Below are 26,831 nucleotides of genomic sequence, written 5' to 3'. Positions count from 1 at the left end.
GGTAAACTATTTCATATTGTGCGGAGTTGATGAACATGACAAAACAAACAGAATACAAGCGCAAGCCCGAATGGTTAAAAATTAAATTAAATACAAATGAAAACTATACAGGCTTAAAGAAAATGATGCGTTCTAAGAACCTTCATACCGTTTGTGAAGAGGCGAAATGTCCGAATATTCACGAATGCTGGGCTGTTCGTAAAACAGCAACATTTATGATTCTAGGTGCAGTTTGTACACGTGCATGTCGCTTTTGTGCTGTTAAAACAGGCTTACCAACAGAGCTTGATTTACAAGAGCCAGAACGCGTAGCGGATTCCGTGTATCAAATGAACTTAAAACATGTTGTTATAACAGCGGTTGCACGTGATGATTTGAAAGACGGCGGAGCTGCAGTTTTTGCGGAAACAGTGCGTGCTGTTCGTCGCAAAAGTCCATTTACGTCTATTGAAGTTTTACCATCTGATATGGGTGGAGTAGAAGAGAATTTAAAAATGTTAATGGATGCACGTCCTGATATTTTAAACCATAACATTGAAACAGTGCGTCGATTATCTGATCGAGTTCGCGCAAGAGCAAAATATGATCGTTCATTAGAATTTTTACGTCGTGCAAAAGAAATGCAGCCTGACATTCCAACAAAATCAAGTATCATGCTTGGACTTGGCGAAACAACAGAAGATATTATCGAAGCAATGGATGACCTGCGTGCAAACAACGTGAACATTTTGACGCTTGGTCAATATTTACAACCGTCTAAAAAACATTTACCGGTTATTAAATATTACACACCAGCAGAATTTACAGAGCTAAAAGAAATTGCGCTTAGCAAAGGCTTTAGTCACTGTGAGGCTGGTCCACTTGTGCGTTCTTCTTACCATGCTGATGAGCAAGTACAATCTGCAAAAGAGAATACAGTACAAGCAAAATAATGAGGAAATCCTTCTTAGTGAACTAAGGGGGATTTTTTTTCGAGATAGATTTACTAGAATAGAAAGGAAGAATTTCATGAAAGGATTTATTTTATTAGGGTTTGCAATTGTGAGTGAAGTCTTTGGAACAACGATGTTGAAGTTGTCAGATGGCTTTACGAAAGTATGGCCAAGTATCGGGGTTGTTTTTGGCTTTGCATCTGCCTTTTATTTTTTATCACAAACATTACAGCATCTTCAAATTAGCACTGCTTATGCGATTTGGTCCGGAGTTGGTACAGCGTTAACGGCAGTAATTGGTGTTCTCATTTGGAAGGATGCTTTCACATGGCAAACACTCGTTGGTTTGGTGCTTATTATTGGCGGAGTGGTTGTATTGAATATGTCGGGTTCGGGTGCACATGGATGAAACAAGAGCTGAAATTTTCAGCTCTTGTTTCATTCATATTCTAATACGAGATTTCCACATGTGGATAAAATTTTTCGTAATTCTTCTGTGGATAAAGAAATCGTAAATTCAGGGACACCAGGTGAAATTAATATTTTTTCGTGTTGATAAATAGAAAAATCCACAATAATTGTTACATCCTGTGTATAACCAAACGGAGCAACGCATCCTGGAATGCATCCAGTCTTCTCTCTTAGTTCATCAGGTGAACAAAGTGATACGCGTGTACCGATGATGTCTTTCATTTGCTTCATATCGAGGCGAGTCCCTTCTAACGTAAAAAAGACATAGTAAGCCCCAGATTTTGTTTTCATAAAGAGGCTTTTACTCGGTTCGCCTTCTAAGCCAAGGCGTTCTCGAATGAACCGATCTGTTTCGTAATCTAAAATAGGTTCATGTTCAAACTTTTCATATAAAACATTCGTTTCATGCAGTAACGAGATGACTTCTTCGTACATCGGAATACAAGCTCCTTTCGGCTCACTTTTGGAATGTTTTCCACAACTTTTCGAATTACATCTAACTTTTTGAAGACAAGTCCTTCCTCAATTCGGTTTTGTAGCCATGCTTTCTTTTGCTGGACTCCGCGTGCCATTCTCTTGTCAGATATAGCACAGCAAATGTGTTCTGATTCTAAATTATCAGCAGTTACGTTAATTCGTTTCACAATGAATCCCCCACAATCTGTGGATAATTGCTGCATCATGTTCGATCGTAATTTCGTATACGTCTGGATTGCTTAAGCTTTTCCATGTGGAAAAACCGATGCTTTCGTCAAAAATCCTTAAAATGAGTGTGAATAAGTTACCGTGTGTAACGAGCAGTGTAACTTTTTGTGTATCATCTTGTAATATGCTGTGGATAAGTGATTGAACTCTCTCTGTCGCTTGGCGCGTAGATTCTCCGCCAGGAAAAGCGATATCTATGTCTGTAAAGGTTTGCTCTAGCATTTGTAGCCAATTACTCATTGGGGCACCGCTCAGTATACGCTCAGTTAACCGCGCATCCTCTTGAATAGGGAGCTGCATATGTGAGGCGTAAGGAGTAATAGATTGAACAGCACGAGTAAAAGGGCTAGAGATAATATTTTCGATCAAAAGCCGTTCTGTGATGAGAAAATTGGCAAGAGCGTTTGATTGTTGCTCACCTATTGCTGTAAGCGGAGCATCATGTTCTTGTCCAGTTGCCATGCAATGGCGCACAATAATTAATTTCTTCATCATTCATCCCTCTCTTTTCTAACAGGCAGTAATAGTTAGCGAAAGCGAAGAAGTGTTAACTGCTGGCATGTGCTCCGTTCGTTTCACTTTATCCCGCTATTTGTGGGCAGTAATACTCCCACCTCAAAATTCGGCGAAAGCGTTGTCCAGCTCTAGCGGCTAGAATCTCCGGTCGTTTCGCCCCCTCGGACGAGGCAAAAAGCGCCTCTCTGTCGGGTGTTCCAACGTCCTGCGATTCTGAGCGAGCCGCTTCCGCTTTTCTTAAGAAGTTAGGTGGGAGATAAACTGCCCGTAAAAGCCCGATTGGTTCAACTAATAATCAGTGGGGGATGAAGAAAACCCCCACTGATTAAAGTTTCACTTTATATAGACGAATTTGTACGTACTTCGACAAATAGAGTGAGAAATCCTCTTTTTTCTAATTATTGGGAAGTGGGATGGATTTTCTTACAAAATAAAAAGCTAAGCCGGTCCGGCTTAGCTTGCATGTTCTAATGCAAATTTTGTTTTTATGTTACGAATAATCATGTAAGCACCGATACCAAACAGAATCATAAGTCCTTCGATTACGAACAAGTGAATTTGTCCGCGTTGGTAGAGTGCTGCGAAAAAGTCAACAAATGCATGAAGGAATACCGCTAATCCTACAAACATGTACTTTTTATATTTTACACCGTATAAGACAAGCATTGTAAGAGCGATTTGTATGATAAAAGCAATGAGTCGTTCTACGCCGCCAAATAAATAGAGGTAAGGCGGATTATGTAATAATGCGTCTTGGACAGCGCTGAGCTGTGGTAACTTTTCAATCATTTGGGAGAAGGTGCCGTTATTAATGGCGAAAGCAAATACAAGAGTTTGGGCCCCAGCAGTTGCTCCGATTAATAATGATTCAATCCCCCCGTGACCAATTCCGTAAGCGAGGCCGTCTTTATATTCCTGATACTTTTTGAGTAGGAAGTAAAAGGCAACAAAACGTCCAAGTTCTTCAAAAATACCAGCTGTTAACCCACCATATAGGGCATAGATAAACGAATTCTTTAACAGTGAAGCTGTCGCTGGATTTCCCAATATAAACATATGTAACGTTTTCTCTAAAATTTGTGAGAATCCAATAAAAAATACAATTCCGACACCGACAATTTTGAAAGAGATGTTATACTTTTTCCGAAAATAAATGAGAGCAATAATCGGAATAAGAACAGAAATAACGATTTGGACGATTATACTTCCAATTGCTGCATTTGAAACCATAAATTTCACCACTTTCTAATATATATACTCTATATTATGCATGAAAAACGGTGAAATGTTTAGGAAATAACCTGAGATTATCTTCCCAGGTTATTTAACTCCCCCCGCTCTAACGGGCCGTACTTTACTTCATCGTATTAGGCATTGTATCCGTTTGTGTATTACTTAAATGTGGTTTTTTGCTCATCTCATGTTTGAGCATATCAAGTGTTTGGGCATATTCTTTATCGTTTAATGTGCCCGATTTTAGTCCTTGAATTTGTGATATTAATTTTTGTTCTGTTGATACATATGCTTTGTAATAGCGGGGAACGATAGACAGTGCTGTTTTTTGTACTTGATCAGCAACTAAAGCTGGATCTGTTGTGTTTGCTCGGTAGACAATAAACACTTCGTCATCTGTTACAAGTGTTGCGGCGTTCATTACATCTGGTAGTTTCACGGTTAAATCTGTAATCATTTCTGCTAATCGTTCCTTGTTAATGGTACCAACTTGGCGATTGGACACTTCATCTTTTTGTTTGTGAGAATAGCCAACCCGTGTTAGCATTCGGTTTGGTACGTCCTTCCCATATAAGTCTTTATGTTCTGACACGAGTACACGGCTTCCTTCTTCACGTTTCATTTCTGCTTTCTTTGTTTGACATCCCGCAAAGATGGAAAGAGTGAGAAGGGATAAGAGCAGTTGTTTTTTCATGATTGTTTTCTCCTTATTTGATGAAAGTTTCACTCTACCCCGCTCTAACGGGCAGTAACAGTTAGAGAAGGCAAAGAAACGTTAACTGCCCATAAGAGCCCGATTGGTGAGGGCTAACCTTTTGGAGAAGAGCGTTCCAAAAGGAAGTTTCACCTTATAGCATTTCCCACTGAGAAGGTTTTTTGTATTTGAAATTGTTGGTTTTAAGGCTTTATGATACGATAAATAGAAGAAAGAATAGGAAAGGGATTGGAAAATGGAGCAGAAACAGGAGATTCGCACTACAGTTCATGTGAATAATATCCACTATGAAGTAATAGAAGAGAACCGAAACGGATTTAATGAAGAAGCATTTAAAGCTCGTTATGCAGAAATTTTAAATAAATATGATTACATCGTGGGCGATTGGGGATATGATCAACTTCGTTTGCGCGGCTTTTTTGATGATAGTAACCAGCGTGCAACGTATGATACAAAAATTAGTACATTATCCGAGTATTTATATGAGTATTGTAATTTTGGGTGTTCATATTTTGTGCTGAGAAAAGTGAAGAAATAAAAAGAAGGAGCTGGCTTTCAAAAGTCAGCTCCTTCTACTTTTCGATATGATTCAAATTACATATATATAGAAATACAGTCACCAGCTGCAAGTTTGGCATTTGGTTTAATCTGTTGCCCGTTTAATTGAATAGCTCCGTCTTTAATTTTTTCTGAAATGACTGTACGACTCCATTCTGAAATATAGGTTGCGAGTGCTTTGTCGATGCGAAACACTCCGTGCACGGCGTGTAATAGAATGGTTAGTTCAGTTGTTCCTGTATTTTCATAGACCTTAATTGAAATATTGTTTATCGATTCTTGTTGTTCTTCTTGAAACGTGTCGACTGTTTCAACGTGCTCGGAATAGGTTTTGTAAATGTGCAATTTTTTGTTCCATGTATGTCCTTTTGCGCATTTGTAAATCGCAAAACGATAAATGTTTTTACCGTTCGCGTTATGCCTGCGAATGTGTGTATCCGTAAAAAGAACTGTGTGACCACAATTTTTACAATGTTTTTCGACAGTTGTTTCTAATTTAGTTTTATATAAGTTCCAAGAAAGTTGTACGTTCTGCATTTTCCTTCACCTCGTATTTAGATAAAGGAACGTGAGACATCTATTTGGATGTCTTGCAGTATGAAATATAGAAAAAAGAGAAAAATAAAAAGAAGGTTCCCCTATGAGGAACCTTCGTAACAATCACACTGCAGATGTGCTACGTTCCTTTGTAATGGGATTTGGGCAGACTACTCCCTTGAAAAAAGCGTTGTGCTTTTTTGAGAGTAATGCTATCCAATTGCTGATCCATTACAAAATAAATGTTGGCATACGTAGTGTAACATCCTTTCTATCCAAATAGATTTGTCGTTAGTATATCACGTTAAACTGAAAATTCAAAATAAATGGCGTAAAAAAATCACCAGCTTTATTACAAGCCGGTGATTTGGATTACATCAGTTCAAATAAAAATGAACGCAATTCTTCTGCGTTTTCTTCAGAAATAGAAAATGCATGTTCTAAGTAGCCAGGTTCTTCTAAATCGTCACGACCGATAATTGCAAATTTATTGCGCTGCATATCAAGGACGATTGTTTTGCCATAATGACGATCGGAGTACAAAAGCGCTAAATCGTGGCGCTCGTTTTCTCCCATAAAGCTTACGAAACGCGTTTTTGTTTCTACTGTGTCATCGTAAAGAAAAAAACGTTCTTCCATGAACATGACTCCTTTTTAAATATCTAAATTTAAGTGTGGTTTATGATCTAAATGGTGGTGCGTTTTAATAAAGCGCACTGTTCTTGTTTTATAGCGCATAACGATCGAATATGTTTCTGCTAAATCGCCGCCAAGGAATTTCACACCGTCTAATAACTCGCCAGCAGATACACCTGTTGCTGAGAAGATTGCATCATCACCGGATACTAAATCATCTAGCATAAGTAGTTGACGCGGGTTTTTTAAGCCCATTGTAAGGCAGCGTGCTTCTTCTTCTTCATTCATTGGAACGAGACGCGCTTGCATCTCTCCGCCAAGACATTTCAGTGCAGCAGCAGAGATAACGCCTTCTGGGGCACCGCCAGTACCGATAAATAAGTCGATTCCTGTGTCTGGAAGAGCTGTTGCGATAGATGCACCAACATCACCATCACCGAATAATTTTACGCGTGCACCTTTTGCGCGAACACGGTCAATAATTTCTTGATGACGTTCACGCTCTTGGATGATAACTGTTAAGTCACGAATTTTTTTATTGTTTGCTTTTGCTACAATTTCAATTGTTTTTTCGATTGGATCATCTAAGCTAATTTTACCAGCTGCATTTGGGCCAACCGCGATTTTTTCCATATACATATCAGGAGCATGTAGAAGGTTTCCTTTATCAGCGACAGCGATAACAGCCATTGCATTTGCAAGACCTTTCGCCACGATATTTGTTCCTTCTAACGGGTCAACGGCAATGTCTACTTCTGGACCGTTTCCTGTTCCGAGCTTTTCCCCAATATAAAGCATCGGTGCTTCATCAAGTTCCCCTTCGCCAATCACAACAGTACCTGCCATGTTAACAGAATCAAACATTGTGCGCATTGCAGTTGTTGCAGCGTCATCTGCCTCATTTTTCTTCCCGCGGCCCATCCATTGTGCTGATGCAAGGGCTGCTGCTTCTGTTACACGGACAATTTCTAATGCGAGTTCACGTTCCATTGTGACATTCCTCCAATTCCGAAAATCATACAAATATAACTATAACAAAGAATGTGAAAAAGGTGAATTCGAAAAATTGTCGATTTTTTTTGAATAAAGGGTTACAATTGGGAATGAAAATGCTTTAATTTCCAGGTAGGTGACATATATGTACTTTGTAGACCGTAAAAAAATTGAACAAATGTTACAGTGTTTAGAGAAAGTTGTTGCAGCATTTCAAGCAAAGCAAGAATACAAGGGGGCGCTTGAGGAATATGCATTAGAGCGTATGGCGCATCTTATGATTGATTGTATTTTAGACGTAGGCAATGCCATGATTGATGGATTTATTATGCGCGATCCGGGTAGCTTTGAAGATATTATTGATATTTTAATGGATGAAAAAGTTGTTACAAATGAAGAAGGGGAACATTTAAAAGAAGTCGTTCGTCTTCGGAAAATGATTGTGCAGGATTATGTAAATATGAACCATACAGAAGTGTATCAAACAGTGCAAAAACATATTGATATGATAAAACAATACCCTATCAATATTCGCCGTTATTTGGAACAAGAGCTTGGTCCTGTATCTGCGTTTGTGGGAGAGTAGATTATGTTTTAGCTCTAATGGACCATGATGTCTGCTGTCCGTTAGAGCTTTTTGGAAGGGAGTAAGAAATGGGGGAAGTGGCACGTTCCACAAGAGAGGAAATTATTCAGCTTTTGAAAGTAAGAGGAGAACAAACGGTTTCGTTATTAGCAGAAGCGTTGCAAATTACAGAGATGGCCGTGCGTCGTCATTTAAGTAAGCTTGAAAAGGATAAGCTCATTGAAATGAAAATGGTGCGGCAACATGTCGGAAGACCGATGTATGTCTACTGCTTAAGTACAAAAGGAGAAGACTTGTTTCCGAAACAATATAAGCAGTTTGCCGTCGAAATGCTAGAAGATTTACAGCGTATTGGTGATGAGGAACTTGTTAAGAAGCTTTTGCGGGCGCGAACAGACCGTATGGAAGAACAATTAGCAAAACGTGTAAATCGAAAGGAAACAACATTAGAGCGTTTAAAAGAAATTGCAATTATGCAGGAAAAAAATGGGTATATGGTGCGCGTAGAACAAGAAAGTGAGCATTCTTTCATACTACAAAAGCAAAATTGTCCGTTAATGGAGGTAGCTGAAAAGTTTCCGCAAATTTGTCACGATGAGAAAAGGATGTATAATAAGCTATTACCAACCGCTGATGTAAAAGTATTATCGAGTATGTGCGGGGGAGACTGTTTCTGTTCGTATCAAATCATCGAAAAAAAATGAACATTATGGGACGCTTTTTGAAAAAGCGTTTTTTTCTTTTGGAAAAGAGGATACGATAAGAAGAGAGTATGTATCAAGAAGGAGTGACATCTGTGTATAAAGGCTATTTAATTGATTTAGACGGAACAATGTATCGAGGCGAAGAACGCATTGAAGAGGCGAGCGATTTTATAAAGGCGCTGCAAGAGCGTAACTTACCTTATTTATTTGTGACGAACAACTCAACGCGTAAACCAGAGCAAGTTGCAGACAAGCTTATGCAGTTTGATATTCCTGCTGCACCAGAGCAAGTATTTACAACAAGTATGGCAACAGCGAATTTTATATATGAAAGAAAACAAAATGCTTCTGTATATATGATTGGAGAAGAAGGTTTACGTGATGCACTTGTGGAAAAAGGATTCACACTTGTGGATAGTGATCCGGATTTTGTCGTTGTTGGGTTAGATCGAGAAGTTACATATGAAAAACTAGCAAAAGCATGCTTAGCCGTTCGAAACGGAGCAACATTCATTTCAACAAACGGTGATATTGCGATTCCGACAGAACGCGGCTTATTACCAGGGAATGGTTCCTTAACATCCGTTGTAGCAGTATCCACAACAGTAAATCCAATTTTCATTGGTAAACCGGAATCCATTATTATGGAGCAAGCATTAAAAGTACTCGGAACAACGAAAGAAGAAACATTAATGGTTGGGGATAACTACGACACGGACATTTTAGCAGGCATGAATGCGGGCATGGATACATTACTTGTCCACACAGGAGTCACATCTGTGGAAAAATTAACTGAATATGACGTGCAGCCAACGCATGTTGTCCACAGTTTGACGGAGTGGATTGAGAAGATGTAAGAAGAAATAGGCAATCGTAAACGGTTGCCTATTTTTTATAACAAAAAAGTTCGTTCTGGTGATATATGTGGTCGAATTGTGGGAGGTTTTCTTTCTTTCTTTCTTGCCAAGCAGATGAATGGTATAATATGGAACAAGTGTGATAAGGAGGCGTATTTATGAAGTGCACAAAAATGATGAGGGTACAAATTCAAGGGGAAAACGCATCATTTACCCTATAAACTGCGTGGTTCCCCTTTAATATGGGGGTATCATCCGAGTGGAAAAAGATTTACAAGAATTAAAAAATAGCAATATATCAACTACAGTAACCGATTTACCGAATTATGTGTTTACTGATATGAAGAAGGCTTTTTTATGGCTTGGCTTTCTTGCTTTCTTCAGTGTATTGAACGAAATGGTTTTTAATGTAGTTTTACCTGATATTGCGAAAGATCTTGGTATATCACCGTCTTTGGCTAACTGGGTAAATACAAGTTTTATGCTTTCATTTGCTATTGGATCAATCACGTACGGAACAATAAGTGATAAATATGGTGTGAAGAAATTACTAGTCTTTGGTTTGCTAGCTTATAGTGGTGGATCACTTTTAGGTGTGTTGGCACATTCTTATTTTTTTGCTGTAATTGCTGCGCGTTTTATTCAAGGTGTTGGTGCATCAGCAGTGCCAGCGCTTATTATGGTAATCGTTGCACGCTACGTGAAATCAGAAAATCGTGGTAAAGCATTTGGTATAATCGGCTCGTTGGTAGCTATGGGGGAAGGGATAGGCCCAGCTCTTGGCGGGACGGTTGCCCATTATGTACAGTGGCCCTTTCTTTTTCTGATTCCGATGCTGACACTTTTCACTATCCCCTTTTTTCTAAAAGAACTTCCTAATGAATCTACAAAGGGGGAGAGGGTAGATACTTTTGGGATAGTATTACTGTCCTGTGGAATTGTCACATTTACTATATATACAACACAATATAATTGGTTGTATTTGGCGATTAGTTTTGCGTTGGTTGCAGGCTTCGCTTTGCATATACACAAGGTTGAACAACCCTTTATAGAACCAAGATTATTTATAAACCGAAAGTTTATATTGGGAGTTTTAACTGGTTGTGTTCTTCTAGGCACTGTGGCAGGTTGTATATCAATGATTCCTTATATGATGAGAGGTGTACACCAACTGTCTGCAAGTATGATTGGGCGGGTTATATTCCCAGGAACGATGAGTGTAATGTTATTTGGTATAGTTGGTGGTAGCCTAGTTGATAAACGAGGAACGACATTTGTTTTATGGCTTGGCTCATCTTTCATGATTGCGAGCTTTTTTATCATTTCATTATTTGCAGATCAAACACCGTGGTTAGTTTCAGGTATGTTAATTCTAATGTTTGGTGGACTCTCCTTCGTTAAAACAGTAATTTCTACGAGTGTTGCGGATGCCCTGGAGCCAAAGGAAGTCGGTGCAGGTATGGGATTTCTCAGCTTCGCTTGCTTCTTAGCAGAGGGACTAGGTATGGCTATTGTTGGTGGGTTGTTAACAAAACATATTCTAGAATATCCGTTACTTTCCACTATACAAAATGCGAAAGCGTACTTGTATAGTAATTTACTACTTGTGTTTATTGTTGCGATATTCATTGGAGTAACCATTTATACGGTGGCTTATAGCCGAGGGAGAAAAGAGTTGTAGTGTATGTTTAGAAGCCGAACAAGATGTTTGGCTTCTTTTTATTAATTAAACTTGTCACCGACTTTCTAAACCGATTCCAAACACAGGTTGGTATTATTAAAATGATCCATTCAAGCGAAGAAGACGAAACATCAAATTCTAATGCGAAAATAGAAAAATAACAAGGATTTTCCGACAAATTCATCGTATATATTACATAAAATATACGGGGGCATATATGAAAAAAATACTTACAAATAAATTTGTCGAAATACCGATTCATCTCGTCTTATCGACAATCGTCATTTTCTTTTTAGGTACATTGCCGCAATTATTTATTGGTATGGAGCTTAACGTTCATAATTACATCAATTCTATTACATCGACATTTTCAAAACTGTTTGGCGATAAGCCGTTAACTTATTCTGGCCCTTATATGGACCCATCAAAAGGGAGACCATTATTCCCGCAAATTTTCATACAGTATAAAGAAACTGCATTTGTTTTCTTGGTGTCCTTACTAATTTCTGTACTCGTTTCTTTCATCATCGTATACATCATTCTACAACTATCAAAACGTAAACAAGAAAAAATAAAGGTCTTTCTCGACATTCTTGAGTCCATTCCAGATATTTTATTCATCCTCGGACTACAGTTACTTGTTGTTTCTATTTACAAAAAAACAGATGTACTTATTATGAATATCGCAAGCGTAGGTGATAAAAAGGTCGTTTTGCTTCCGATACTATGTCTTAGCTTACCTTCCATTATACTATTTGTAAAATTGCTTTTATTTCGCTTTGAAACAGAATTGCAAAAAGATTATATATTGTTAGCCCGTGCAAAAGGGCTCAGTAAACTATATATTTTAAATCATCACGTGTTACGCAATGTGTTACTGAGCACGCTTTATTTTTCGAAAACAAACATATGGTTTATGTTATCGAACTTATACATCATTGAATATTTTTTCAATATCCCAGGCACTTTTTTATTTATAAAAGATTACGGCATTCCTGAAGTGTTTATCATTTCAATGCTACTCATTTATATACCAATTTTTATCATCTTTAAGTTGTTTCATATTTTCATTCCAGACGAATTGAAAGGAGAGGCATAACATGTGGGGTACATTAAAAAAGGATAAATCCTTCATTATTAGTGTTTCCTTTCTCATTCTTTTCGTCCTTGCAAGCATCGGAAACTCTATCTTCATGGACGGAGAAGTTCGCCAAGTGTCAATACGATTTGATGAAAATGGAGAAGTAGAAGCAGCACCGTTTCCACCTTCCCTAGAATTCCCATTAGGTACAGATATGAAAGGTTATGATCTATTGCACCGCGTCATCGAAGGAGCAAAATGGAGTATTGGTGCTGCCTTTCTCATCGCAGCCATCTGCGCCATTTTAGGGGTTGGAATTGGGATTTTTATTGCTTTTTATATAAAGCGAACTTTTCGAACTCTTGAAGCGACATTTGATAGCTTTACCGTTATTCCAATGACACTTATCGCTCTTTTTATGCTAAAGGCTGTACTGCAGTTTGAGAACGGCGAAATACCTCCACCAACGCGTTTTCTTTCAAATGATGGTTCTTATCGTTCTAGCACTACCGACGCTGTCTTTTTATTTTGCAAATGAAACGAAGAAGCTACTGTCTGAAGAATTTATGCACGCTGCTCGTACACTTGGCGGTAACAAGTGGCACCTTATAAAAATACATGTATTCCCAAGTTTACTACCGCTCTTCATGATTGTCTTAATGCAGCAATTTGTACAAGCTTTAATCCTCTTCGCACATCTAGGCGTATTAGAGATTTTCTTTGGTGGAACCATTGTATTCTCTGGCGGTCCACCTGAATCCGTCAGCAGCGAATGGTCTGGGCTTATCGGCTTATATTTCCGCTCTTTATCAGGACATACTTGGATTCCACTAGTACCGATCAGTTGTTTTACCCTTACTATTATTGCGGGGAATACGATTGTACGCCGCATGAAAGTAGCGATGGAGAGGCAATATCAGCCAAAAGAACAAGTAGATGAACACGACAAGGATCTAAGGGTAACTGTAACAGCGAATTCATTTACATTTTACAAAGAAGGTTAAAAGCTGTATCTGGGGTCCTGCCGCACCGCTATCAACCTAATAAAACAAAATACCCCTTAAAATGGAAAAATACGCCATTCTTTCTGTAGAATCATAGGGAAGGATGGCTTTTTTTTATGGACCTCTCGCTTTCTGAAGAATTACATCTATTCTCACAAGAATTACAACGCTTTCTATCTCCAGTAATCCTGCAAGACATCGCCAGCCAAGTTGCCTAGCAGAAAAATCACATTTTCATAGGTTTATTTGGCATGTTTATTTTTCCGAAACTCATTAGTCACAGTACAAAAAACAAGGTGTAGCTAGGGTTTCACACCGTTAGCTTGATGGTCATGTGGCAGGACCTCTAGAGGGATAGAAAAGAAGATGATTTGTACAACAGGAATTCTTTTCGTCTGAGTGAATAAATATAAGGAAAGCGAGGAGAACATACAGATGAACGTTCATAATCTTACATTAGAAGAAGCGAGAGAAATCAATACGTGGCAATATGAGGCTCCGTATGAACTGTATAGTTTTACTGGAGAAGATGATACATTAACAGAATTACTTGATGGTACATATTATGGTATTTGTGATGAGCAGGATAAATTCATTGGTTATTTTTGTTTTGGGGATAATGCACAAGTCCCGGGCGGAAGGGATGCGAAGTTATACACAGGTGAGCGCGTTATAGATATCGGACTTGGAATGAAACCAGCGTTAACCGGAAAAGGGCTGGGGATAACTTTTTTACAGGCGGGATTGCAGTTTGCGAAGGAAGAGTTTAGGCCTGAGAAAATGCGCTTAAGTGTGGCTGCTTTTAATGAGCGGGCTATTCGTTTGTATAAAAAAGCAGGCTTTCAAAAGAAAGTTTCTTTTATGAGCAGAGGCAGGGAATTTCAGCTTATGGAGTATGAGGAGAAATAAATAAGAAAACCAGCTCTTTTTATAGAGAAGCTGGTTTTCTTATTTTTGTATTATTCAGCATGTTCCGCCCTATGTGCCAAACGACTTGATGCAGCAGCAGCAATCGCTCCAACGATATCATCGAGGAATGTATGAACTTTACCTGTAGATTTATCGTTTAAATATTTTAAAATACCTGGTTTCAATTTATCGATATAGCCAAAGTTTGTGAAACCGATTGAGCCGTATACGTTGACGATGGATAAGGCAACAACTTCGTCTACACCGTATAGTCCTTCATCGCGGTGGATGATGTCTTGAAGAGGTGCACTTAGCAAACCTTTTTCGGCAAGAACATCTAATTCAATTCCTGTAATGAGGGCATTTTGTACTTCACGTTTGGATAAGACGCGTTCTACATTATAACGGCATTCTTCCATTGCTAAATTTGGATGATAATTTTTTTGAAGAAAATGAACGAGTTCGGCAATATCGTCAATTGTTACACCTCGTTCTTGTAGTAATTGTAATGCTCTTTCTTGTAGTTCATTTCGTTGTGTCATGTTTATCACCTTTTTTTCTTTTTAATATTGTATACGTATAGGTGTATGATGTGCATAGGCATGAAAGTTAATTACCGGCTCATATATATATAGAAAAAATGTAGGTGGCGAGTACGATGATTCAACATATTTATGAGAACTATCATATACACGTCAAAGAATTTACACCTCTGGGTCCTTATAACAGCTTTTGGGTTCGTAATAAAATTTATGTGCTTCTTCCTACGGGTCATTTGCAAGAAGAAGAGCTTGTTGAAATGAAGAAATTAAGTGATTATATGAATCAGCAAGGTGATATTACCGTTGCGACGTTTGTGCCAAACGTACAAGGTTATTACGTTAGTGAGATAGAAGAAACAAATTATTGTTTGTTAAAAGGAATACGTACGTTAGAACGTAATGTCATTTCATTAGGAAGTGAGCTATCGTTATTTCATAAGCGCGGTGCATTCTTTTCAGAAGAAATTGAACATCTCAGCCGAATTGGTGAATGGAAGTTGCTTTGGGAAAAACGATTAGATCAGCTCGAACATTTTTGGCAATCTAAAATAGTAAGTCACCCTACTGATATGTTTGAACAATTATTTATTGAATCTTTTCCGTACTACTTAGGTCTTGCCGAAAACGCGATTCAATATGTAGTAGATACAGAAATTGATGATAATCCTCAACCTACTGATGCCGCAACAATTTGTCAGGAACGATTTACACCATTACTTTGGCAGCAAACGAAACGATTAAAGCTGCCAGTTGATTGGGTATATGACCATCCAAGTCGTGACTTGGCCGAATGGGTGCGTTATACTTCTTTTGAAAAAAGAGAGAAATGGGAAGAAACGATTGTCCAGTTTTTAAGCGACTACGAACGGAACTATCCGTTATCTTCATTTGGCTGGCGCTTATTATTTGCCCGTCTTCTCTTTCCGCTTCATTATTTTGAAACGATTGAAGGTTATTACTTAACTGGAAATGAAACGCAAAAATATGTATACCAAGATAAGTTAGAAACCATTTTGCGGCGCGTAAATCATTCAGAACAATTTCTTCAGCAGTTTTATGGTCTCATCCGTTTACCCATTGATAAGTTAGGAATTCGTAAGCTTGATTGGCTTACGTAATATGTAATTTAGAAAAAAGAGACCGTGGTGGGTCTCTTCTTCTAGATTATCTAGCTCCAGCGGCTAGAACAGTCGGTGGCTTCGCTTCTTCCGCCGAGGCAAAAAGCGCCTCTATGTCAGAAGCTCCATCCCCCTCTTGTTCTGAGCAAGCCGCCTCCGCTTTTAAATTAAAATACTTGTTCTACTTCAATTACACCAGGTACTTCTTCTAAAAGAGCACGTTCGATACCAGCTTTTAATGTAATTGTAGAACTTGGGCAGCTGCCGCAAGCACCTAGAAGGCGTAATTTAACGATACCGTCTTCGATATCTACTAATTCTACGTCACCGCCATCGCGAAGTAAGAATGGACGTAATTTATCTAATACTTCTACTACTTGTTCGTGTAAGTTTTCGTTTTCCATTTTTATCGACTCCTTTCATCAGTTTTATTATAATCAAGATACAGGGGAAAATCTATTTTTTATATCTTTCTTATGTTGTCAAAATAGTTTATGGAAGTTTCCTTCCTATATGTGACAATAAGGTGCAGGAAAAAATATATGTGCAAATGGGGGAGAGAATATGATAAAAGTTAGCGTTTATGGGACGAAAGTTATATGTGCGAGCTGCGTTGGAATGCCGTCTTCAACGGAAACGTATGAATGGTTGCAAGCGGCGATTGGACGAAAATATGAAGGACAAGAAGAGATATTTCATTTTGAATATGTGGATATTTATGAGGAGCAAGAAGAGGAAGAAAAACGAGCTTTTGCCCAGCGTGTTATTGAAGAGGACTTATTTTATCCTGTTGTTCTCGTGAATAATGAGATTGTTGGGGAAGGCAATCCCCGCTTAAAGGATGTATACGAAGAAATTGAGAAATATTTATAATATAACTTATCACTCACAGAGCTCTTGCAACGTAGATTACGAATCGCAAGGGCTTTTTCTCTGTGCTTAGGAGGATGAACGAGATGAAGAAGGGGTTTGTAATAGGGATTATAGGGCTTTTGGTAGTCAGCGGTATTGCTTATATGGAAGGGGATGCAGCAGCGATTTACCCGTTAGCAGGTTGGCTAGGCATCTTTTTCTTAGCTAGTGCAGCATTTCTTTGTATAGATGGATTCATTTTAGGAGCAAGGGGGACATTTGTTTCGGCAAAGCCAACACGAAAAGAATCCCGCTTTCAATCTGCTAAAACGAGCACATTTGCCGCCATTCCGAATGTGGTAGCGGCGTTAGGAGTATATTTATGGGTATTGTAATGGAACATTCTATACCAAAAGAAGTGGCATTCTTCTTAGATCAATATGTGAATGAACTTCAGGGGATGATTTCGAATGAAAAGCTAGTTGGTGTGTATGTATATGGTTCATTGGCATTAGCTGCGTTTCATCCGGAAACGAGTGATATTGACTTTGTAACGGTTATGAAAGAACAAGTGAGTGAAGCAGAGAAAGTGAAAATACGTGAATTACATAAGAGGCTCCGTGCATATGACCTCGGTAAACGAATGGACGGGATGTATATTCCGCTTGCTCATGTAGGAAAGCAAAATCATGAAATGTCTCCGTATCTATATTGTTCAGAAGGAAAAATAAATGAAGGGCATTGGGACATTAATTCTGTGACGTGGTGGACGATAAAAAATTGCGGTATTACGGTTTTTGGTCAACAGGCAAACGAACTTCCATATGTAGTAACGTGGGATGATGTTGTAAGCACAATGAAATACAATGTGGAACAATATTGGAGTGAGAAAGTAAAGCGCCCATATTTATTTTTCTCTACAGAATGGGTAGAGTCTGCAGTTGTGACAATGGGACGTATTATGTGCACGCTAGAAATGGAACGGATTGTTTCTAAAGATGAAGGGCTGCAATATATGATGAAATGTTGTAAAGAATGGGAGCCGCTTCTTCAAGATGTATACCGGGTGCGTCAAAATGAAGGGATGAAACCGTCTTTATCGAGGTGGAGACGAGCTCAGATGACGAAGCAGTATTTATTGTTTTGGATAGGGGAATGTAAGAAGAAGTGGGAAAGATAAAATGAAACTTCCATTAGTGGGGACTATATTTCCTACTGATGGCTAGTTTTACTTTCATATCAACATTGGTACATCACTAACTAGTAGAAATATGTGCAGAAGAATAACACCTGGTTTTTTTATCTTAAACTAGTCATATTGGTTTAACATGTTAGTTAATTTTTCTTTTGTATATTTAATTAATTCAACAGTTTTTTTAATAATTGCATTTTCTCCATATGTGATAAAGTAATTTTAAAAAAAGATAATATCATGTTTTGAGATCGTGCCTCTCACAAATCCCGAACCATCTTCTCTTTTATTCAACTGAGTATTTGGCCATGTAACGGATTGATATTTTTCTACACCTTTCAAGAAGTTATGTATGTAAATACTGAATCAAGTAATAGTAAAGATTCATAAATGATTTTTATAATGGAGGGAGAAGTTATGTATGTAACAATTTCAGATTTTATTAAAGAATGGAATAGGGAAGCAATGCTAACTCAAAAAGTTTTGGATGGTTTGACAGATGATTCATTAAAACAACAAGTTTATTCAGAAGGTCGTACTTTAGGGAGAATTGCGTGGCATTTTACAACAAGTATTCCAGAATATTTAGCTCATTTCGGGTTGAAGATAGATGGAGTAGAAAATGCAGAAAGTGTACCAGCCTCGGCGGAGGAAATTGCTGAAACCTTTAAGAATATAAGTTTCAATGCATCCAAAGTTATCGAAGAGCAATGGACGGATGAATCCCTAAAGCAAGTACAAGAAGCGTTTGGAAGGCAAGAATCAAATGCTACAATCCTAATGGGACTAATTAAGCACATTGTTCATCATCGTGGACAAGTTACAGTTCTTATGCGTCAAGCAGGAATAAAACCATTTGGTGTATATGGTCCGCCAAAAGAAGATTGGGCTCATTTAGGGATGGAAAATCCACCACTTTAAAGCAACAGAAAAAACAAGAGCCGCCATGCAGCTCTTGTTTTTTGTTTAACCATTATGATGTTTATACATCCAAAGAATACCTGATTTTAAAAGGCGAGGTACGCGGCCCATTAACGGTTGATTTGCGAGTAAACCGAATCCATGTTTCTTCCCGAGAGAACCGAGAACACCTTTTAGTTTAATAACAGGTAGCTCTTCTGGTAATGCTTCATTGTTCCAACGTTTCAATAATATTTGGACAATTTGTTCACCTTGACCTTCTGCAAGCTGTGCAGATGGTGCATGTGGCAGTGCAGCGCAGTCACCTAGCACATATACATTCTCGTAATCTGGAATATTATGATACTTTGTTAATACAACCCGACCGCTATTATCATGCTCGACAGGTAGATTACGAACGATTTCACTTGCTTGAATGCCAGCTGTCCATACAATTGCGTCACATTCAAGTGGTTCATCGTGGTTATACACAATATTTGGTTCTACTTTTGTAATGTTCGAGTTGCGAATAATTGTAACATTATGCTTCAAAAACCATTCTTCTACATATCTACTTAATTTCTCTGGGAACGGGAAAAGAATGCGATCTTTTCGGTCAAATAAATAAATGTTTAAGTCTGGACGGCTTTCGCGAAGCTCACTTGCTACTTCAACGCCGCTTAGTCCAGCTCCTACAACAGCAACTGTTGCATGTGGCTCTAAACCATTTAGTTGTTGATATGTTTGACGAACTTGCTCGATGGATTGAAGGCTATATGTATTTTCCTTCGCTCCGGGAACGTTGTGATAGTTATCTTCACAACCCAGTCCGATAATTAAGTCATCATAATTGACAACTTCACCGTCCTCAAGATGAACGGCTTTGTTTGCTAGATCAACGTTGGTTATAGTACCATATTGAATATTAAGTCGTGGATGCTCTGGAAATGGAATGCGAATATGCGTTTCAGAAATCGTTCCTGCTACTAATGCGTAGTATTCTGTTTTAAAACAGTGATACGGTACCTTGTCGATTAATGTCACTTGAACATCATCTGGAAGTTGGTTGCTCGGAAGAAGACGTTGTAAAACTCTCATTCCACCGTAGCCGCCACCAAGTATTACGAGGTGCTTCATGATGGATTACCCCTTTTCTATTGAAATATCCCCTAATCATAAAAAATTTTATATTACAAAAATATTTTGACTTTACTCATTCAAATTATATCGAATTTAGAAGCAAATAACAATGCGTGAATGCATACTCTGTTGTACAATAATAAGAAAGTGGAAGCGATATTACCGAATATTCTATATAAATAGAAAAACAACAAAGACCATTTTTTGGGGTGGACGAGAGCAACGGGCCGTGCATAGAAGCGGTCAGGGCCATATTCTACCATATGCTATGTTTAAAACAGAGGGAGCGAGCGAGTGGAGGTCATGGTGTATTTTGCATAGCAGCGACTTATGTGTCGAAAAATGAAAACGGATATATATAGCTGCTGGGAAACGCTTTTTATTAAAGGTTAACGAATGAAACGATTGAATATTTTAATCGTTTTCGCTGGATTTGGACAAACATCTGAGGTTTACTGTTATAAAACAGGCCTTGAAATAGATATAGGGGGGATTAAGGTTGATTAAACCGTTAATTGAATTTTGTGTTAGCAACCTTGCGAACGGTGCGCAAAAGGCACGTGAACAATTAGAGAAAGATCCGAATTTAGATGTGATTGAATATGGCTGTCTTGGGTATTGCGGCGTTTGTTTTGAAGGACCGTATGCGCTCGTAAACGGTGAAGTTGTAAAAGGTGAAACACCAGATGAGCTTGTGAAAAATGTATATGATTATTTAGATGAAAATCCGATGTTTTAAGGCGCTGCAACGAGGCAGCGCCTTTTCATTTGAAGGCATAAAATCACTTCGAAAGAACAGGCTATAACAAGTGCAGTAGTTGCTTAGTTTATCCCGTATTACTGCCCGTAAAAGCCCGATTGGTGAGGGCTAATAATCAGTGGTGGATGAAGAAAACCCTACTGATTAAAGTTTCACTTTATAGACAAAAAAAGAAAGCCCTTCAAAAAAGGGCTTTTTGCTTACACAATATGTGTAAGCACGACATTGTTACACCGAAATTGTCGTTGAATATGAGAAACGGGGGACATTCTTATTGTTTTCCAAAAGCGCTCATTTTATACTTATAACAATCAAAAATTTTGGAGTGAAATAATATGGCACAACTTTCTTTCACAAAAATGCACGGACTTGGGAATAACTATATTTATGTAAATATGTTTGAAGAACAAATTGCAGAAGAGCATCTAGCAAAAGTTGCTGAAAAAGTATCGGATGTGAATACTGGAATTGGTTCCGACGGAATGATTTTAATTTGCCCATCTGACGTTGCGCCTGTGAAAATGCGTATTTTTAATAAAGACGGTTCAGAAGGAAAAAGCTGCGGGAATGGACTGCGCTGCGTTGCAAAATACGCATATGAGCATAAATTAGTAGAAGAGACTGTTTTTACAATTGAAACGTTAGCAGGAATCGTTACAGCAGAAGTAAAGGTTGAAGATGGAATTGTAAACTCGGCTACAATAGATATGAGGGCACCTAGATTAAAACGTGTTGATTTACCGATGTTAGGTGAAGGAGAAACACCATTTATTCGTGAAGATTTCCTTTATAATAACCACCGTTATACGTTTACAGCTGCTTCAATGGGAAATCCGCATGCTGTTATTTTTGTAGAGGATATTGAAGAAGCACCGCTGACAACATTAGGACCTGTATTAGAAACACATGAGATGTTTCCAGAAAGCGTAAATGTTGAATTTATTGAGGTACTGAATGATCGTGAAATGTATTTTCGTGTATGGGAACGCGGTTCTGGCATTACACAAGCATGCGGAACCGGGGCATGTGCTGCTGTTGTAGCTGCAATCTTAAATGGAAAGATGAAGCGAGGCCAAGAAATTACGGTTCATTTAGCAGGCGGAGATTTACTAATTACGTGGACAGAAGAAGGAACAGTTCTCATGAATGGTCCAGCAGAAGTAACTTGCAGCGGTGTATATTATTATAAGATTGAAGAGTAAAGATGTATAATAGAACGAGAGAAGAAAGGAAGGTGGATTCTATGATTACTGTAACAGAACAAGCGGCATATCAAATTAAAGATATGTTAAAAGACGCTGAAGAAGGAGAAAAATACGTTCGCCTTGCAGTGCACGGCGGTGGATGTAGCGGTCTTTCTTACGGCTTAGGATTTGAGAGAGAACCAAATGAAGACGACACAGTTCTTGAATTTTTCGGTGTTGAATTTGTTATTGATAAAGAAAGTGCTCCAATTGTAAAAGGAGTAAAAATCGATTATAAGCAATCGATGCTTGGCGGTGGATTTACAATCGACAATCCAAATGCGATTGCATCATGCGGCTGCGGATCATCATTCCGTACTGCGACGAATGCTGGTAAGCCTGAGGAATGTTAGCGCCAGATAACATTTGCATAGTGTGCATTTATAATGATTAATCATACAAACCTTCTTGACGGTGAATGACAATATTCATTCGTTAAGAGGGTTTTTATTTTGCTTAGAACGAAAAGGGGAAAAATGGCGAAAAAAGTAGAAATTCGATCTTTTTTGTTGTTATTTGCTTATTTTCATGTTATGATGAATAATCATATAGAAGAGAAGATGGTTTTTCTTTTTTTGAATTAACAGAATTTTCTGTAATTATTTTTGTGTGGCTTTTTCCCGTTTCCTCTTCCTTGTATGTCTCTACAACGAATGAATATAAACAATAAAAAGCACTTATACCTATCTATTATTTTTAACATCAGAAAACATAACGAACTAGAAAATTTGAATAACATAATATAGAATTAAAGGAGTTTTCAGGGAAGAGTACATGATCCCCCTTACAAAAAATTAGGAAGGTACAGAGTATGGGAATTTCTACACTATTATTAAATGCATTTATTATTATTATTTGTATCCTTAGTTATCAAGTATTTTGGTTAGATAAGGCAGAAAGAAAACCACGTAATCATATATTAATTTCTTTTTTTTCATCGATTGCAATTGTTCTTTGTATGACATTCCCTATTCATTTACATGATGGGTATATTTATGATTTGCGTTTTATTCCGTTTCTTTTAGTGATTCTATACGGAAATAAAAGGAGCATTGTTTTTACAGGTATTGTATATATTGCTTATCGATTTTACTTAGGTGGAAACGGTTTTTTTTCATCAGTTATTATATATACTATCATTACAACGATTACGATAATATTACGTTATTTTCTTCCCGTTTACTTTAGACGAAAAAAAATATTGTTCAACACACTATTGCTTTTAAGTTGTACTAGTTCTTTTTCTGCTTTTGCTATAATGAACGAAATTAAAATATATGGTAAAATCGAACCTGTTTTTATTTGGTTTTTGATTAATTATGTAGTGGTTAACGCCTTCACAGGATTATTATCTATTTATTTAGTAGAGGGAATGATTGAGAAATTTAAAATGAAAGAAAAAATTCAAAGAGCAGAAAAATTTTATACAGTTAGTGAATTAGCTGCATCGATTGCACATGAAATTCATAACCCACTAACTACCGTATATGGATTTACTCAGTTGTTTCATGAAAATGAAATTTCGAAAACATCTCAAGATCAATACTTACAAATTATGTTGATGGAGTTAGAAAAAGTACAAGTGATTATTAATAATTATGTATCCTTAACAAAATCACAAAGTACGATAAAAAAACCACTGAATATAAGTAGTATTGTTCATGAAGTAACAGAAATGATTGCACCGCTAGCACTTTCACACAATGTTGAAATTAAGAGAAATATTACAGGCGATCTATATATAAATGCTAATCCTGAAAAACTAAAACAATGCCTAATAAATATTGTACAAAATGGAATTGAAGCCATGGAAAATGGAGGAATATTACAAGTTCATGCACAAAAAATAAAAAGTAATATTGTAATTCATATTATCGATTCAGGAATTGGAATGTCCTCCCAAGAAATTAAGCGAATTGCCATGCCGTTTTATTCAACAAAAGAAAAAGGGACCGGATTAGGTACTATGATCGCTTATAGCATTATTAAAGAATTAAACGGAGATATAGAAATAAAGAGTACAAAAGGAAAGGGAACACGCTTTTCCATCATTATACCTTGCTAATCAAAAACGAAATCAAGCGGTTTTTTATTGGAGATTTTTAATAAAATCATGACAAAAATTCAATAATAAAAAAGAGGTGATTTTGATGGGAAAATGGAATGAACAGGCAGCACCGAATAATAATTTGCCATCTAGCACAATTCGGTCATCTGAACTCCTGTTAGGAAAGAAAGCGGACCATGAATTTTCAGAGGAACTTTCCGATGGTGGAGAAAGAGATAAAAACATTCAAATACTCAAAAACAGTTCTAAATAGAAAAAATGGTGGCGATGAAAAAATCGCCACTATTTTTTTACTTTGTACCAAAAAAATTTCTATTCTAAGCAAAAATCAAAAGCTGAAAATTAAAAATATCACCATACCTATAAAATTATTAATTGCATAAAAAGGATCTTTTTACTAATTTAGGATGTGTTGAAAAATATTCACCCCCACATTCTTTCAACATACGCTTCAAAAATATATGCCAAGATCAAAAAGATTATTGTATAGTTTAAATATTATGACAACTAAGAGGCTATGCAGCAGTTAGTGATGTTACGTAATCACTTTCGAGAAAAGATATTAAATTACTAAAGGGGGAGTAGACATGGCACAACAAAGCTTGAAACGCGAATTGCAACCGCGCCATATTAGGCTTATGGCAATAGGTGGGATGATTGGGACAGGGATTTTCAAAGGAAGTGCAGATACAATTTCAGCTGCAGGACCCGGCATCGTTTTTTCTTATTTATTTGCAGGATTTCTTCTTCTCATTGTTATGAGTGCAATAGCGGAAATGGCTATTGCTTATCCTGGTCTAAACATTCAAGGGATGATTCAAAAAGCTTTCGGTTCGCGTTTTGCCTTTGTCATTGGTTGGCTCTACTGGGTCGACTGGATTTTAGTTATTATTGTTGAGGTTTTAGCAGGGGGGAGCTTTTTACAATACTGGATTCCATCCGCTCCTTTATGGTTGCTTAGTTTAGCATGTACTGCGCTTCTTCTTTTAATCAATTTGTTTAGCGTCAAACTTTACGGTGAAATAGAGTTTTGGCTTGCGAGTTTCAAAATTATTACTCTTGTTTTATTTATTTTGCTTGGTTTTGCTTTATTATTTGGCTTCATTCCAAATCATGAAGCAGCATATTTTACAAACTATACAAGTCACGGCGGATTCTTTCCAAAAGGATGGGGAAGTATTTTCACAGCACTCCTAATAGTCGTCTTTTCTTTCGGAGGCTCAGAATTAGTCGGGTTAACTGTAACAGAAACGAAAAACGTGGAACAGACGCTTCCTAAAGTAATAAAAGGGGTAATGTTCCGTGTGGTTTTATTTTACACATTACCTATTCTCATCATCACTGGACTTATCCCTTGGGACGAAGTAGGAAAGCAAGGCAGTCCTTTTGTACAGGTCTTCTCTGTAACTGGATTACAAGGTGTAGCACATATTATGAACTTCATTTTATTGACCGCTGTGTTGTCGGCTGCCAATTCAGGAATGTATGCTACTTCTCGCATTTTGTACTCTCTGGCACAAAATAACGAAGCTCCTGCTCTATTCTCTCGTCTTACTAAGCGCGGTGTTCCTATCTGGGGAGTTCTTGTCAGTTGCACTGGTTTATTAATTGGAGCTTTTGTCGCGTTCCTTACACCAGAGCACGTCTTTGCCTATCTGATGTCTATCCCAGGGTTTACTGTTTTGCTTATTTGGACTAGCATCTGCCTTGCGCAATTCAAGTTGCGTAAACAGTATTCTAAAATACCGTATTTTCGCGTGTGGTTATTCCCGTACAGTACCTTATTTGCGGCAACAGCCTTGGCAATTATTTTTATTTTCTTCTTGTTCAACGCAGGCAATATCATTAACTCTATTGTATGCGTAAGTATTCTTATCCTTTTATCTGGCCTATCTATTTTTGTTAGAAGAAAGGAATCGAAATAATGATTCCCAGCTTAAAAGGAGTATTCATTTTATCCCGCTATTTGTGGGCAGTAATACTCCCACCTCAAAATTCAGCGAAAGCATTGTCCAGCTCCAGTGGCTAGAATGTTCGGTGGCTTCGCTTCTTCCTAAGAGGTAAAAAAACACCTCTACGTCAGAAGCTCCATCCCCCTCACATTCTGAACGAGCCACTTCCGCTTTTCTTAAGAAGTTAGGTGAGAGATAAACTGCCCGTAAAAGCCCGATTGGGTGGGCTAACCATCAGTGGGGGATGAAGAAAACCCCCACTGATGGAAGTTTCACTTTATAGGAGTAAAAAGGCCGTGTGAAGCGGCTTTTTTTTGTCTTAGCACTCCCGTTTTATCATATTTGGCGAGAAGATCCCCACTCAAAGAATGAAATGGTAGGTGGGGATAGTTCAATGAGGGAGGATTCTGCAAGACTTTAACAGAGTGCATATTCCATACATGGTTAGTTCATATAACATGTTTGCGAAAAATTTCAGATGATTAATAGTAATAATGGAAAAATAATTATTCACATAACGTTCAAATAGAAACATTTGAAAAATCAAAAATTATAGTATTATTTAATTAAGGTAAATTTTCCGACAAATAAAGACAAATTTTTTACAAAGAGCGAAAAATTTTGTGGTTGTATTTTTCATTCTACATCTTTAATTCCAAAGAAAATAAGGAGGAATGATTATGACAAGAAAGTCCCATAAATTACTCAGTAGATCATTTAAAGAATTAGTGCAAGAAAATAAACAAAAGATACTTAATGATAAACAAGAATTGGAAAGAATTGAACAACGAATTGAACAACGTTATATAATTAAAAAACCAGCCTCATAATGGCCATAGCCATCAAGTTTAAAAAAATGAGTCCGATGCCAAAAGGCATCGGACTCATTTTTTTACGATAGGGAGTAGAAGAACATCATTTTGGGCATACTCAAATAAGACTCCC

The 26,831-nt window shown here is 37.6% G+C and carries 34 protein-coding genes and 1 pseudogene; 24 read left to right on the top strand and 11 right to left on the bottom strand.

Annotated features, from left to right (window positions below; genetic code table 11):
- Window positions 1-35 precede the first annotated feature (35 nt).
- Together lipA and MR076_RS00165 are read left to right on the top strand one after the other, a co-directional pair.
- On the top strand, window positions 36-932 hold the full coding sequence (gene lipA, locus MR076_RS00170) for a lipoyl synthase (RefSeq protein WP_242216587.1): 897 nt from the start codon (window positions 36-38) through the stop codon (window positions 930-932).
- A 76-nt stretch (window positions 933-1,008) separates the two neighbouring features.
- Entirely contained in the window at window positions 1,009-1,341 is a 333-nt protein-coding gene (locus tag MR076_RS00165) for a DMT family transporter (RefSeq protein ID WP_242216586.1), read from the top strand.
- A gap of 29 nt (window positions 1,342-1,370) precedes the next feature.
- On the opposite strand, the gene MR076_RS00160 is transcribed toward MR076_RS00165, so the two are convergent.
- The 5 genes from MR076_RS00160 to MR076_RS00140 form a co-directional block, all read right to left on the bottom strand.
- Complete coding sequence (locus MR076_RS00160; RefSeq protein ID WP_242216585.1) at window positions 1,371-1,838, bottom strand: YbaK/EbsC family protein; 468 nt, start codon at window positions 1,836-1,838, stop codon at window positions 1,371-1,373.
- Window positions 1,763-2,047 (bottom strand): hypothetical protein, encoded by a 285-nt coding sequence (locus MR076_RS00155; RefSeq protein ID WP_242216584.1) that lies wholly within the window; start codon window positions 2,045-2,047, stop codon window positions 1,763-1,765. Before MR076_RS00155 ends, MR076_RS00160 begins: the two co-directional genes overlap by 76 nt.
- Window positions 2,034-2,600: a histidine phosphatase family protein gene (locus MR076_RS00150; RefSeq protein WP_242216996.1), complete on the bottom strand. Its 567-nt coding sequence runs from the start codon at window positions 2,598-2,600 to the stop codon at window positions 2,034-2,036. The genes MR076_RS00155 and MR076_RS00150 overlap by 14 nt, the downstream gene beginning before the upstream one ends.
- Before the next feature lie 477 nt (window positions 2,601-3,077).
- On the bottom strand, window positions 3,078-3,854 hold the full coding sequence (locus MR076_RS00145; protein ID WP_242216583.1) for a YhfC family intramembrane metalloprotease: 777 nt from the start codon (window positions 3,852-3,854) through the stop codon (window positions 3,078-3,080).
- Between the two features lie 124 nt (window positions 3,855-3,978).
- On the bottom strand, window positions 3,979-4,551 hold the full coding sequence (locus MR076_RS00140; RefSeq protein ID WP_242216582.1) for a YhcN/YlaJ family sporulation lipoprotein: 573 nt from the start codon (window positions 4,549-4,551) through the stop codon (window positions 3,979-3,981).
- 256 nt (window positions 4,552-4,807) lie between these two features.
- Here MR076_RS00140 and MR076_RS00135 point away from each other — a divergent pair, with 256 nt between their 5' ends.
- Window positions 4,808-5,110 (top strand): YutD family protein, encoded by a 303-nt coding sequence (locus MR076_RS00135; RefSeq protein WP_090918383.1) that lies wholly within the window; start codon window positions 4,808-4,810, stop codon window positions 5,108-5,110.
- Window positions 5,111-5,166: 56 nt separating this feature from the next.
- On the opposite strand, the gene MR076_RS00130 is transcribed toward MR076_RS00135, so the two are convergent.
- The 3 genes from MR076_RS00130 to glpX form a co-directional block, all read right to left on the bottom strand.
- A complete protein-coding gene (locus tag MR076_RS00130) occupies window positions 5,167-5,667 on the bottom strand; it encodes a cytoplasmic protein (protein WP_242216580.1) in 501 nt (166 codons plus the stop codon).
- 372 nt (window positions 5,668-6,039) lie between these two features.
- Entirely contained in the window at window positions 6,040-6,306 is a 267-nt protein-coding gene (locus tag MR076_RS00125; protein ID WP_020063086.1) for a DUF3055 domain-containing protein, read from the bottom strand.
- Between the two features lie 15 nt (window positions 6,307-6,321).
- Window positions 6,322-7,293 (bottom strand): class II fructose-bisphosphatase, encoded by a 972-nt coding sequence (gene glpX / locus MR076_RS00120; protein ID WP_242216578.1) that lies wholly within the window; start codon window positions 7,291-7,293, stop codon window positions 6,322-6,324.
- A 148-nt stretch (window positions 7,294-7,441) separates the two neighbouring features.
- On the opposite strand from glpX, the gene MR076_RS00115 reads away from it, so the two are divergent.
- The 9 genes from MR076_RS00115 (at window position 7,442) to MR076_RS00080 (ending at window position 14,118) form a co-directional block, all read left to right on the top strand.
- Window positions 7,442-7,882, top strand: coding sequence for a DUF86 domain-containing protein (locus MR076_RS00115; protein ID WP_242216576.1), 441 nt, complete (start codon window positions 7,442-7,444; stop codon window positions 7,880-7,882).
- A 68-nt stretch (window positions 7,883-7,950) separates the two neighbouring features.
- A complete protein-coding gene (locus MR076_RS00110; RefSeq protein WP_242216574.1) occupies window positions 7,951-8,586 on the top strand; it encodes a helix-turn-helix transcriptional regulator in 636 nt (211 codons plus the stop codon).
- A gap of 92 nt (window positions 8,587-8,678) precedes the next feature.
- Window positions 8,679-9,443, top strand: a complete 765-nt coding sequence (locus tag MR076_RS00105; RefSeq protein ID WP_242216573.1) for a TIGR01457 family HAD-type hydrolase — start codon at window positions 8,679-8,681, stop codon at window positions 9,441-9,443.
- Between the two features lie 158 nt (window positions 9,444-9,601).
- Window positions 9,602-9,664, top strand: a complete 63-nt coding sequence (locus MR076_RS26945) for a tetracycline resistance efflux system leader peptide (protein ID WP_472927078.1) — start codon at window positions 9,602-9,604, stop codon at window positions 9,662-9,664.
- Window positions 9,665-9,783: 119 nt separating this feature from the next.
- Window positions 9,784-11,124 carry an MFS transporter gene (locus tag MR076_RS00100; RefSeq protein ID WP_277928296.1) on the top strand — a complete coding sequence of 447 codons (1,341 nt, stop codon included), beginning with the start codon at window positions 9,784-9,786 and terminating at the stop codon, window positions 11,122-11,124.
- A 217-nt stretch (window positions 11,125-11,341) separates the two neighbouring features.
- Complete coding sequence (locus tag MR076_RS00095) at window positions 11,342-12,223, top strand: ABC transporter permease subunit (RefSeq protein WP_242216570.1); 882 nt, start codon at window positions 11,342-11,344, stop codon at window positions 12,221-12,223.
- A 1-nt stretch (window position 12,224) separates the two neighbouring features.
- On the top strand, window positions 12,225-12,743 hold the full coding sequence (locus tag MR076_RS26690) for a hypothetical protein (protein WP_242216569.1): 519 nt from the start codon (window positions 12,225-12,227) through the stop codon (window positions 12,741-12,743).
- A complete protein-coding gene (locus MR076_RS26685) occupies window positions 12,688-13,209 on the top strand; it encodes an ABC transporter permease subunit (protein ID WP_242216568.1) in 522 nt (173 codons plus the stop codon). The genes MR076_RS26690 and MR076_RS26685 overlap by 56 nt, the downstream gene beginning before the upstream one ends.
- Before the next feature lie 435 nt (window positions 13,210-13,644).
- Window positions 13,645-14,118, top strand: coding sequence for a GNAT family N-acetyltransferase (locus tag MR076_RS00080; protein WP_242216566.1), 474 nt, complete (start codon window positions 13,645-13,647; stop codon window positions 14,116-14,118).
- 50 nt (window positions 14,119-14,168) lie between these two features.
- Here MR076_RS00080 and MR076_RS00075 read toward each other — a convergent pair whose 3' ends face one another.
- On the bottom strand, window positions 14,169-14,660 hold the full coding sequence (locus tag MR076_RS00075) for a phosphatidylglycerophosphatase A family protein (RefSeq protein WP_242216565.1): 492 nt from the start codon (window positions 14,658-14,660) through the stop codon (window positions 14,169-14,171).
- A gap of 116 nt (window positions 14,661-14,776) precedes the next feature.
- Between MR076_RS00075 and yutH the strand changes: the two genes are divergently transcribed.
- Window positions 14,777-15,778, top strand: coding sequence for a spore coat putative kinase YutH (gene yutH / locus MR076_RS00070; protein WP_242216564.1), 1,002 nt, complete (start codon window positions 14,777-14,779; stop codon window positions 15,776-15,778).
- A 167-nt stretch (window positions 15,779-15,945) separates the two neighbouring features.
- Here the strand turns inward: yutH and MR076_RS00065 are convergent.
- Window positions 15,946-16,164: pseudogene (locus MR076_RS00065) on the bottom strand (NifU family protein); the annotation flags it as partial.
- Window positions 16,165-16,342: 178 nt separating this feature from the next.
- On the opposite strand from MR076_RS00065, the gene MR076_RS00060 reads away from it, so the two are divergent.
- The 4 genes from MR076_RS00060 to MR076_RS00045 all read left to right on the top strand — a co-directional run bounded on the left by MR076_RS00060 (window position 16,343) and on the right by MR076_RS00045 (window position 18,743).
- Window positions 16,343-16,651, top strand: a complete 309-nt coding sequence (locus MR076_RS00060; protein ID WP_242216562.1) for a YuzD family protein — start codon at window positions 16,343-16,345, stop codon at window positions 16,649-16,651.
- Window positions 16,652-16,734: 83 nt separating this feature from the next.
- Window positions 16,735-17,025, top strand: coding sequence for a hypothetical protein (locus MR076_RS00055; protein WP_242216560.1), 291 nt, complete (start codon window positions 16,735-16,737; stop codon window positions 17,023-17,025).
- The gene (locus MR076_RS00050) at window positions 17,013-17,810 is read left to right on the top strand and encodes a nucleotidyltransferase domain-containing protein (protein ID WP_242216559.1); all 798 of its coding nucleotides are present in this window, start codon (window positions 17,013-17,015) and stop codon (window positions 17,808-17,810) included. Before MR076_RS00055 ends, MR076_RS00050 begins: the two co-directional genes overlap by 13 nt.
- 429 nt (window positions 17,811-18,239) lie before the next feature.
- On the top strand, window positions 18,240-18,743 hold the full coding sequence (locus tag MR076_RS00045) for a DinB family protein (protein ID WP_242216557.1): 504 nt from the start codon (window positions 18,240-18,242) through the stop codon (window positions 18,741-18,743).
- A 45-nt stretch (window positions 18,744-18,788) separates the two neighbouring features.
- On the opposite strand, the gene MR076_RS00040 is transcribed toward MR076_RS00045, so the two are convergent.
- Window positions 18,789-19,859 carry an NAD(P)/FAD-dependent oxidoreductase gene (locus MR076_RS00040; RefSeq protein WP_242216556.1) on the bottom strand — a complete coding sequence of 357 codons (1,071 nt, stop codon included), beginning with the start codon at window positions 19,857-19,859 and terminating at the stop codon, window positions 18,789-18,791.
- Window positions 19,860-20,361: 502 nt separating this feature from the next.
- On the opposite strand from MR076_RS00040, the gene MR076_RS00035 reads away from it, so the two are divergent.
- The 7 genes from MR076_RS00035 to MR076_RS00005 all read left to right on the top strand — a co-directional run bounded on the left by MR076_RS00035 (window position 20,362) and on the right by MR076_RS00005 (window position 26,716).
- The gene (locus MR076_RS00035) at window positions 20,362-20,601 is read left to right on the top strand and encodes a YuzB family protein (RefSeq protein ID WP_242216555.1); all 240 of its coding nucleotides are present in this window, start codon (window positions 20,362-20,364) and stop codon (window positions 20,599-20,601) included.
- Between the two features lie 356 nt (window positions 20,602-20,957).
- Window positions 20,958-21,824, top strand: a complete 867-nt coding sequence (gene dapF, locus MR076_RS00030; protein WP_242216554.1) for a diaminopimelate epimerase — start codon at window positions 20,958-20,960, stop codon at window positions 21,822-21,824.
- A 41-nt stretch (window positions 21,825-21,865) separates the two neighbouring features.
- The gene (locus MR076_RS00025; protein WP_242216552.1) at window positions 21,866-22,219 is read left to right on the top strand and encodes a HesB/IscA family protein; all 354 of its coding nucleotides are present in this window, start codon (window positions 21,866-21,868) and stop codon (window positions 22,217-22,219) included.
- Window positions 22,220-22,677: 458 nt separating this feature from the next.
- Window positions 22,678-23,931 (top strand): ATP-binding protein, encoded by a 1,254-nt coding sequence (locus MR076_RS00020; RefSeq protein WP_242216551.1) that lies wholly within the window; start codon window positions 22,678-22,680, stop codon window positions 23,929-23,931.
- An 85-nt stretch (window positions 23,932-24,016) separates the two neighbouring features.
- The gene (locus MR076_RS00015) at window positions 24,017-24,187 is read left to right on the top strand and encodes a hypothetical protein (protein ID WP_242216549.1); all 171 of its coding nucleotides are present in this window, start codon (window positions 24,017-24,019) and stop codon (window positions 24,185-24,187) included.
- A 334-nt stretch (window positions 24,188-24,521) separates the two neighbouring features.
- Window positions 24,522-25,859, top strand: a complete 1,338-nt coding sequence (locus tag MR076_RS00010) for an amino acid permease (RefSeq protein WP_242216547.1) — start codon at window positions 24,522-24,524, stop codon at window positions 25,857-25,859.
- Between the two features lie 707 nt (window positions 25,860-26,566).
- On the top strand, window positions 26,567-26,716 hold the full coding sequence (locus MR076_RS00005) for an FbpB family small basic protein (protein ID WP_242216546.1): 150 nt from the start codon (window positions 26,567-26,569) through the stop codon (window positions 26,714-26,716).
- Window positions 26,717-26,831: the final 115 nt, after the last annotated feature.

The sequence above is a fragment of the Bacillus cereus group sp. BfR-BA-01380 genome (genome assembly GCF_022663535.1).
Classification (GTDB): domain Bacteria; phylum Bacillota; class Bacilli; order Bacillales; family Bacillaceae_G; genus Bacillus_A; species Bacillus_A cereus_BB.
The sequence above is the reverse complement of the archived record's forward strand: the minus strand, read 5'-3'. Positions and strand labels throughout refer to the sequence as shown.

Excerpts from the sequence above, each read along its gene's own strand:
- MR076_RS00060 (WP_242216562.1), top strand. The coding sequence starts at position 16,343 with ATGATAAAAGTTAGCGTTTATGGGACGAAAGTTATATGTGCGAGCTGC.
- MR076_RS00075 (WP_242216565.1), bottom strand. The coding sequence starts at position 14,660 with ATGACACAACGAAATGAACTACAAGAAAGAGCATTACAATTACTACAA.
- MR076_RS00145 (WP_242216583.1), bottom strand. The coding sequence starts at position 3,854 with ATGGTTTCAAATGCAGCAATTGGAAGTATAATCGTCCAAATCGTTATT.
- MR076_RS00125 (WP_020063086.1), bottom strand. The coding sequence starts at position 6,306 with ATGGAAGAACGTTTTTTTCTTTACGATGACACAGTAGAAACAAAAACG.
- MR076_RS00055 (WP_242216560.1), top strand. The coding sequence starts at position 16,735 with ATGAAGAAGGGGTTTGTAATAGGGATTATAGGGCTTTTGGTAGTCAGC.
- MR076_RS00135 (WP_090918383.1), top strand. The coding sequence starts at position 4,808 with ATGGAGCAGAAACAGGAGATTCGCACTACAGTTCATGTGAATAATATC.
- lipA (WP_242216587.1), top strand. The coding sequence starts at position 36 with ATGACAAAACAAACAGAATACAAGCGCAAGCCCGAATGGTTAAAAATT.
- glpX (WP_242216578.1), bottom strand. The coding sequence starts at position 7,293 with ATGGAACGTGAACTCGCATTAGAAATTGTCCGTGTAACAGAAGCAGCA.
- MR076_RS00095 (WP_242216570.1), top strand. The coding sequence starts at position 11,342 with ATGAAAAAAATACTTACAAATAAATTTGTCGAAATACCGATTCATCTC.
- MR076_RS00165 (WP_242216586.1), top strand. The coding sequence starts at position 1,009 with ATGAAAGGATTTATTTTATTAGGGTTTGCAATTGTGAGTGAAGTCTTT.
- dapF (WP_242216554.1), top strand. The coding sequence starts at position 20,958 with ATGGCACAACTTTCTTTCACAAAAATGCACGGACTTGGGAATAACTAT.
- MR076_RS00160 (WP_242216585.1), bottom strand. The coding sequence starts at position 1,838 with ATGTACGAAGAAGTCATCTCGTTACTGCATGAAACGAATGTTTTATAT.
- yutH (WP_242216564.1), top strand. The coding sequence starts at position 14,777 with ATGATTCAACATATTTATGAGAACTATCATATACACGTCAAAGAATTT.
- MR076_RS00040 (WP_242216556.1), bottom strand. The coding sequence starts at position 19,859 with ATGAAGCACCTCGTAATACTTGGTGGCGGCTACGGTGGAATGAGAGTT.
- MR076_RS00140 (WP_242216582.1), bottom strand. The coding sequence starts at position 4,551 with ATGAAAAAACAACTGCTCTTATCCCTTCTCACTCTTTCCATCTTTGCG.
- MR076_RS00045 (WP_242216557.1), top strand. The coding sequence starts at position 18,240 with ATGTATGTAACAATTTCAGATTTTATTAAAGAATGGAATAGGGAAGCA.
- MR076_RS00020 (WP_242216551.1), top strand. The coding sequence starts at position 22,678 with ATGGGAATTTCTACACTATTATTAAATGCATTTATTATTATTATTTGT.
- MR076_RS00150 (WP_242216996.1), bottom strand. The coding sequence starts at position 2,600 with ATGAAGAAATTAATTATTGTGCGCCATTGCATGGCAACTGGACAAGAA.
- MR076_RS00100 (WP_277928296.1), top strand. The coding sequence starts at position 9,784 with ATGAAGAAGGCTTTTTTATGGCTTGGCTTTCTTGCTTTCTTCAGTGTA.
- MR076_RS26690 (WP_242216569.1), top strand. The coding sequence starts at position 12,225 with ATGTGGGGTACATTAAAAAAGGATAAATCCTTCATTATTAGTGTTTCC.
- MR076_RS26685 (WP_242216568.1), top strand. The coding sequence starts at position 12,688 with ATGATGGTTCTTATCGTTCTAGCACTACCGACGCTGTCTTTTTATTTT.
- MR076_RS00115 (WP_242216576.1), top strand. The coding sequence starts at position 7,442 with ATGTACTTTGTAGACCGTAAAAAAATTGAACAAATGTTACAGTGTTTA.
- MR076_RS00025 (WP_242216552.1), top strand. The coding sequence starts at position 21,866 with ATGATTACTGTAACAGAACAAGCGGCATATCAAATTAAAGATATGTTA.
- MR076_RS00130 (WP_242216580.1), bottom strand. The coding sequence starts at position 5,667 with ATGCAGAACGTACAACTTTCTTGGAACTTATATAAAACTAAATTAGAA.
- MR076_RS00050 (WP_242216559.1), top strand. The coding sequence starts at position 17,013 with ATGGGTATTGTAATGGAACATTCTATACCAAAAGAAGTGGCATTCTTC.
- MR076_RS00010 (WP_242216547.1), top strand. The coding sequence starts at position 24,522 with ATGGCACAACAAAGCTTGAAACGCGAATTGCAACCGCGCCATATTAGG.
- MR076_RS00080 (WP_242216566.1), top strand. The coding sequence starts at position 13,645 with ATGAACGTTCATAATCTTACATTAGAAGAAGCGAGAGAAATCAATACG.
- MR076_RS00005 (WP_242216546.1), top strand. The coding sequence starts at position 26,567 with ATGACAAGAAAGTCCCATAAATTACTCAGTAGATCATTTAAAGAATTA.
- MR076_RS00110 (WP_242216574.1), top strand. The coding sequence starts at position 7,951 with ATGGGGGAAGTGGCACGTTCCACAAGAGAGGAAATTATTCAGCTTTTG.
- MR076_RS00015 (WP_242216549.1), top strand. The coding sequence starts at position 24,017 with ATGGGAAAATGGAATGAACAGGCAGCACCGAATAATAATTTGCCATCT.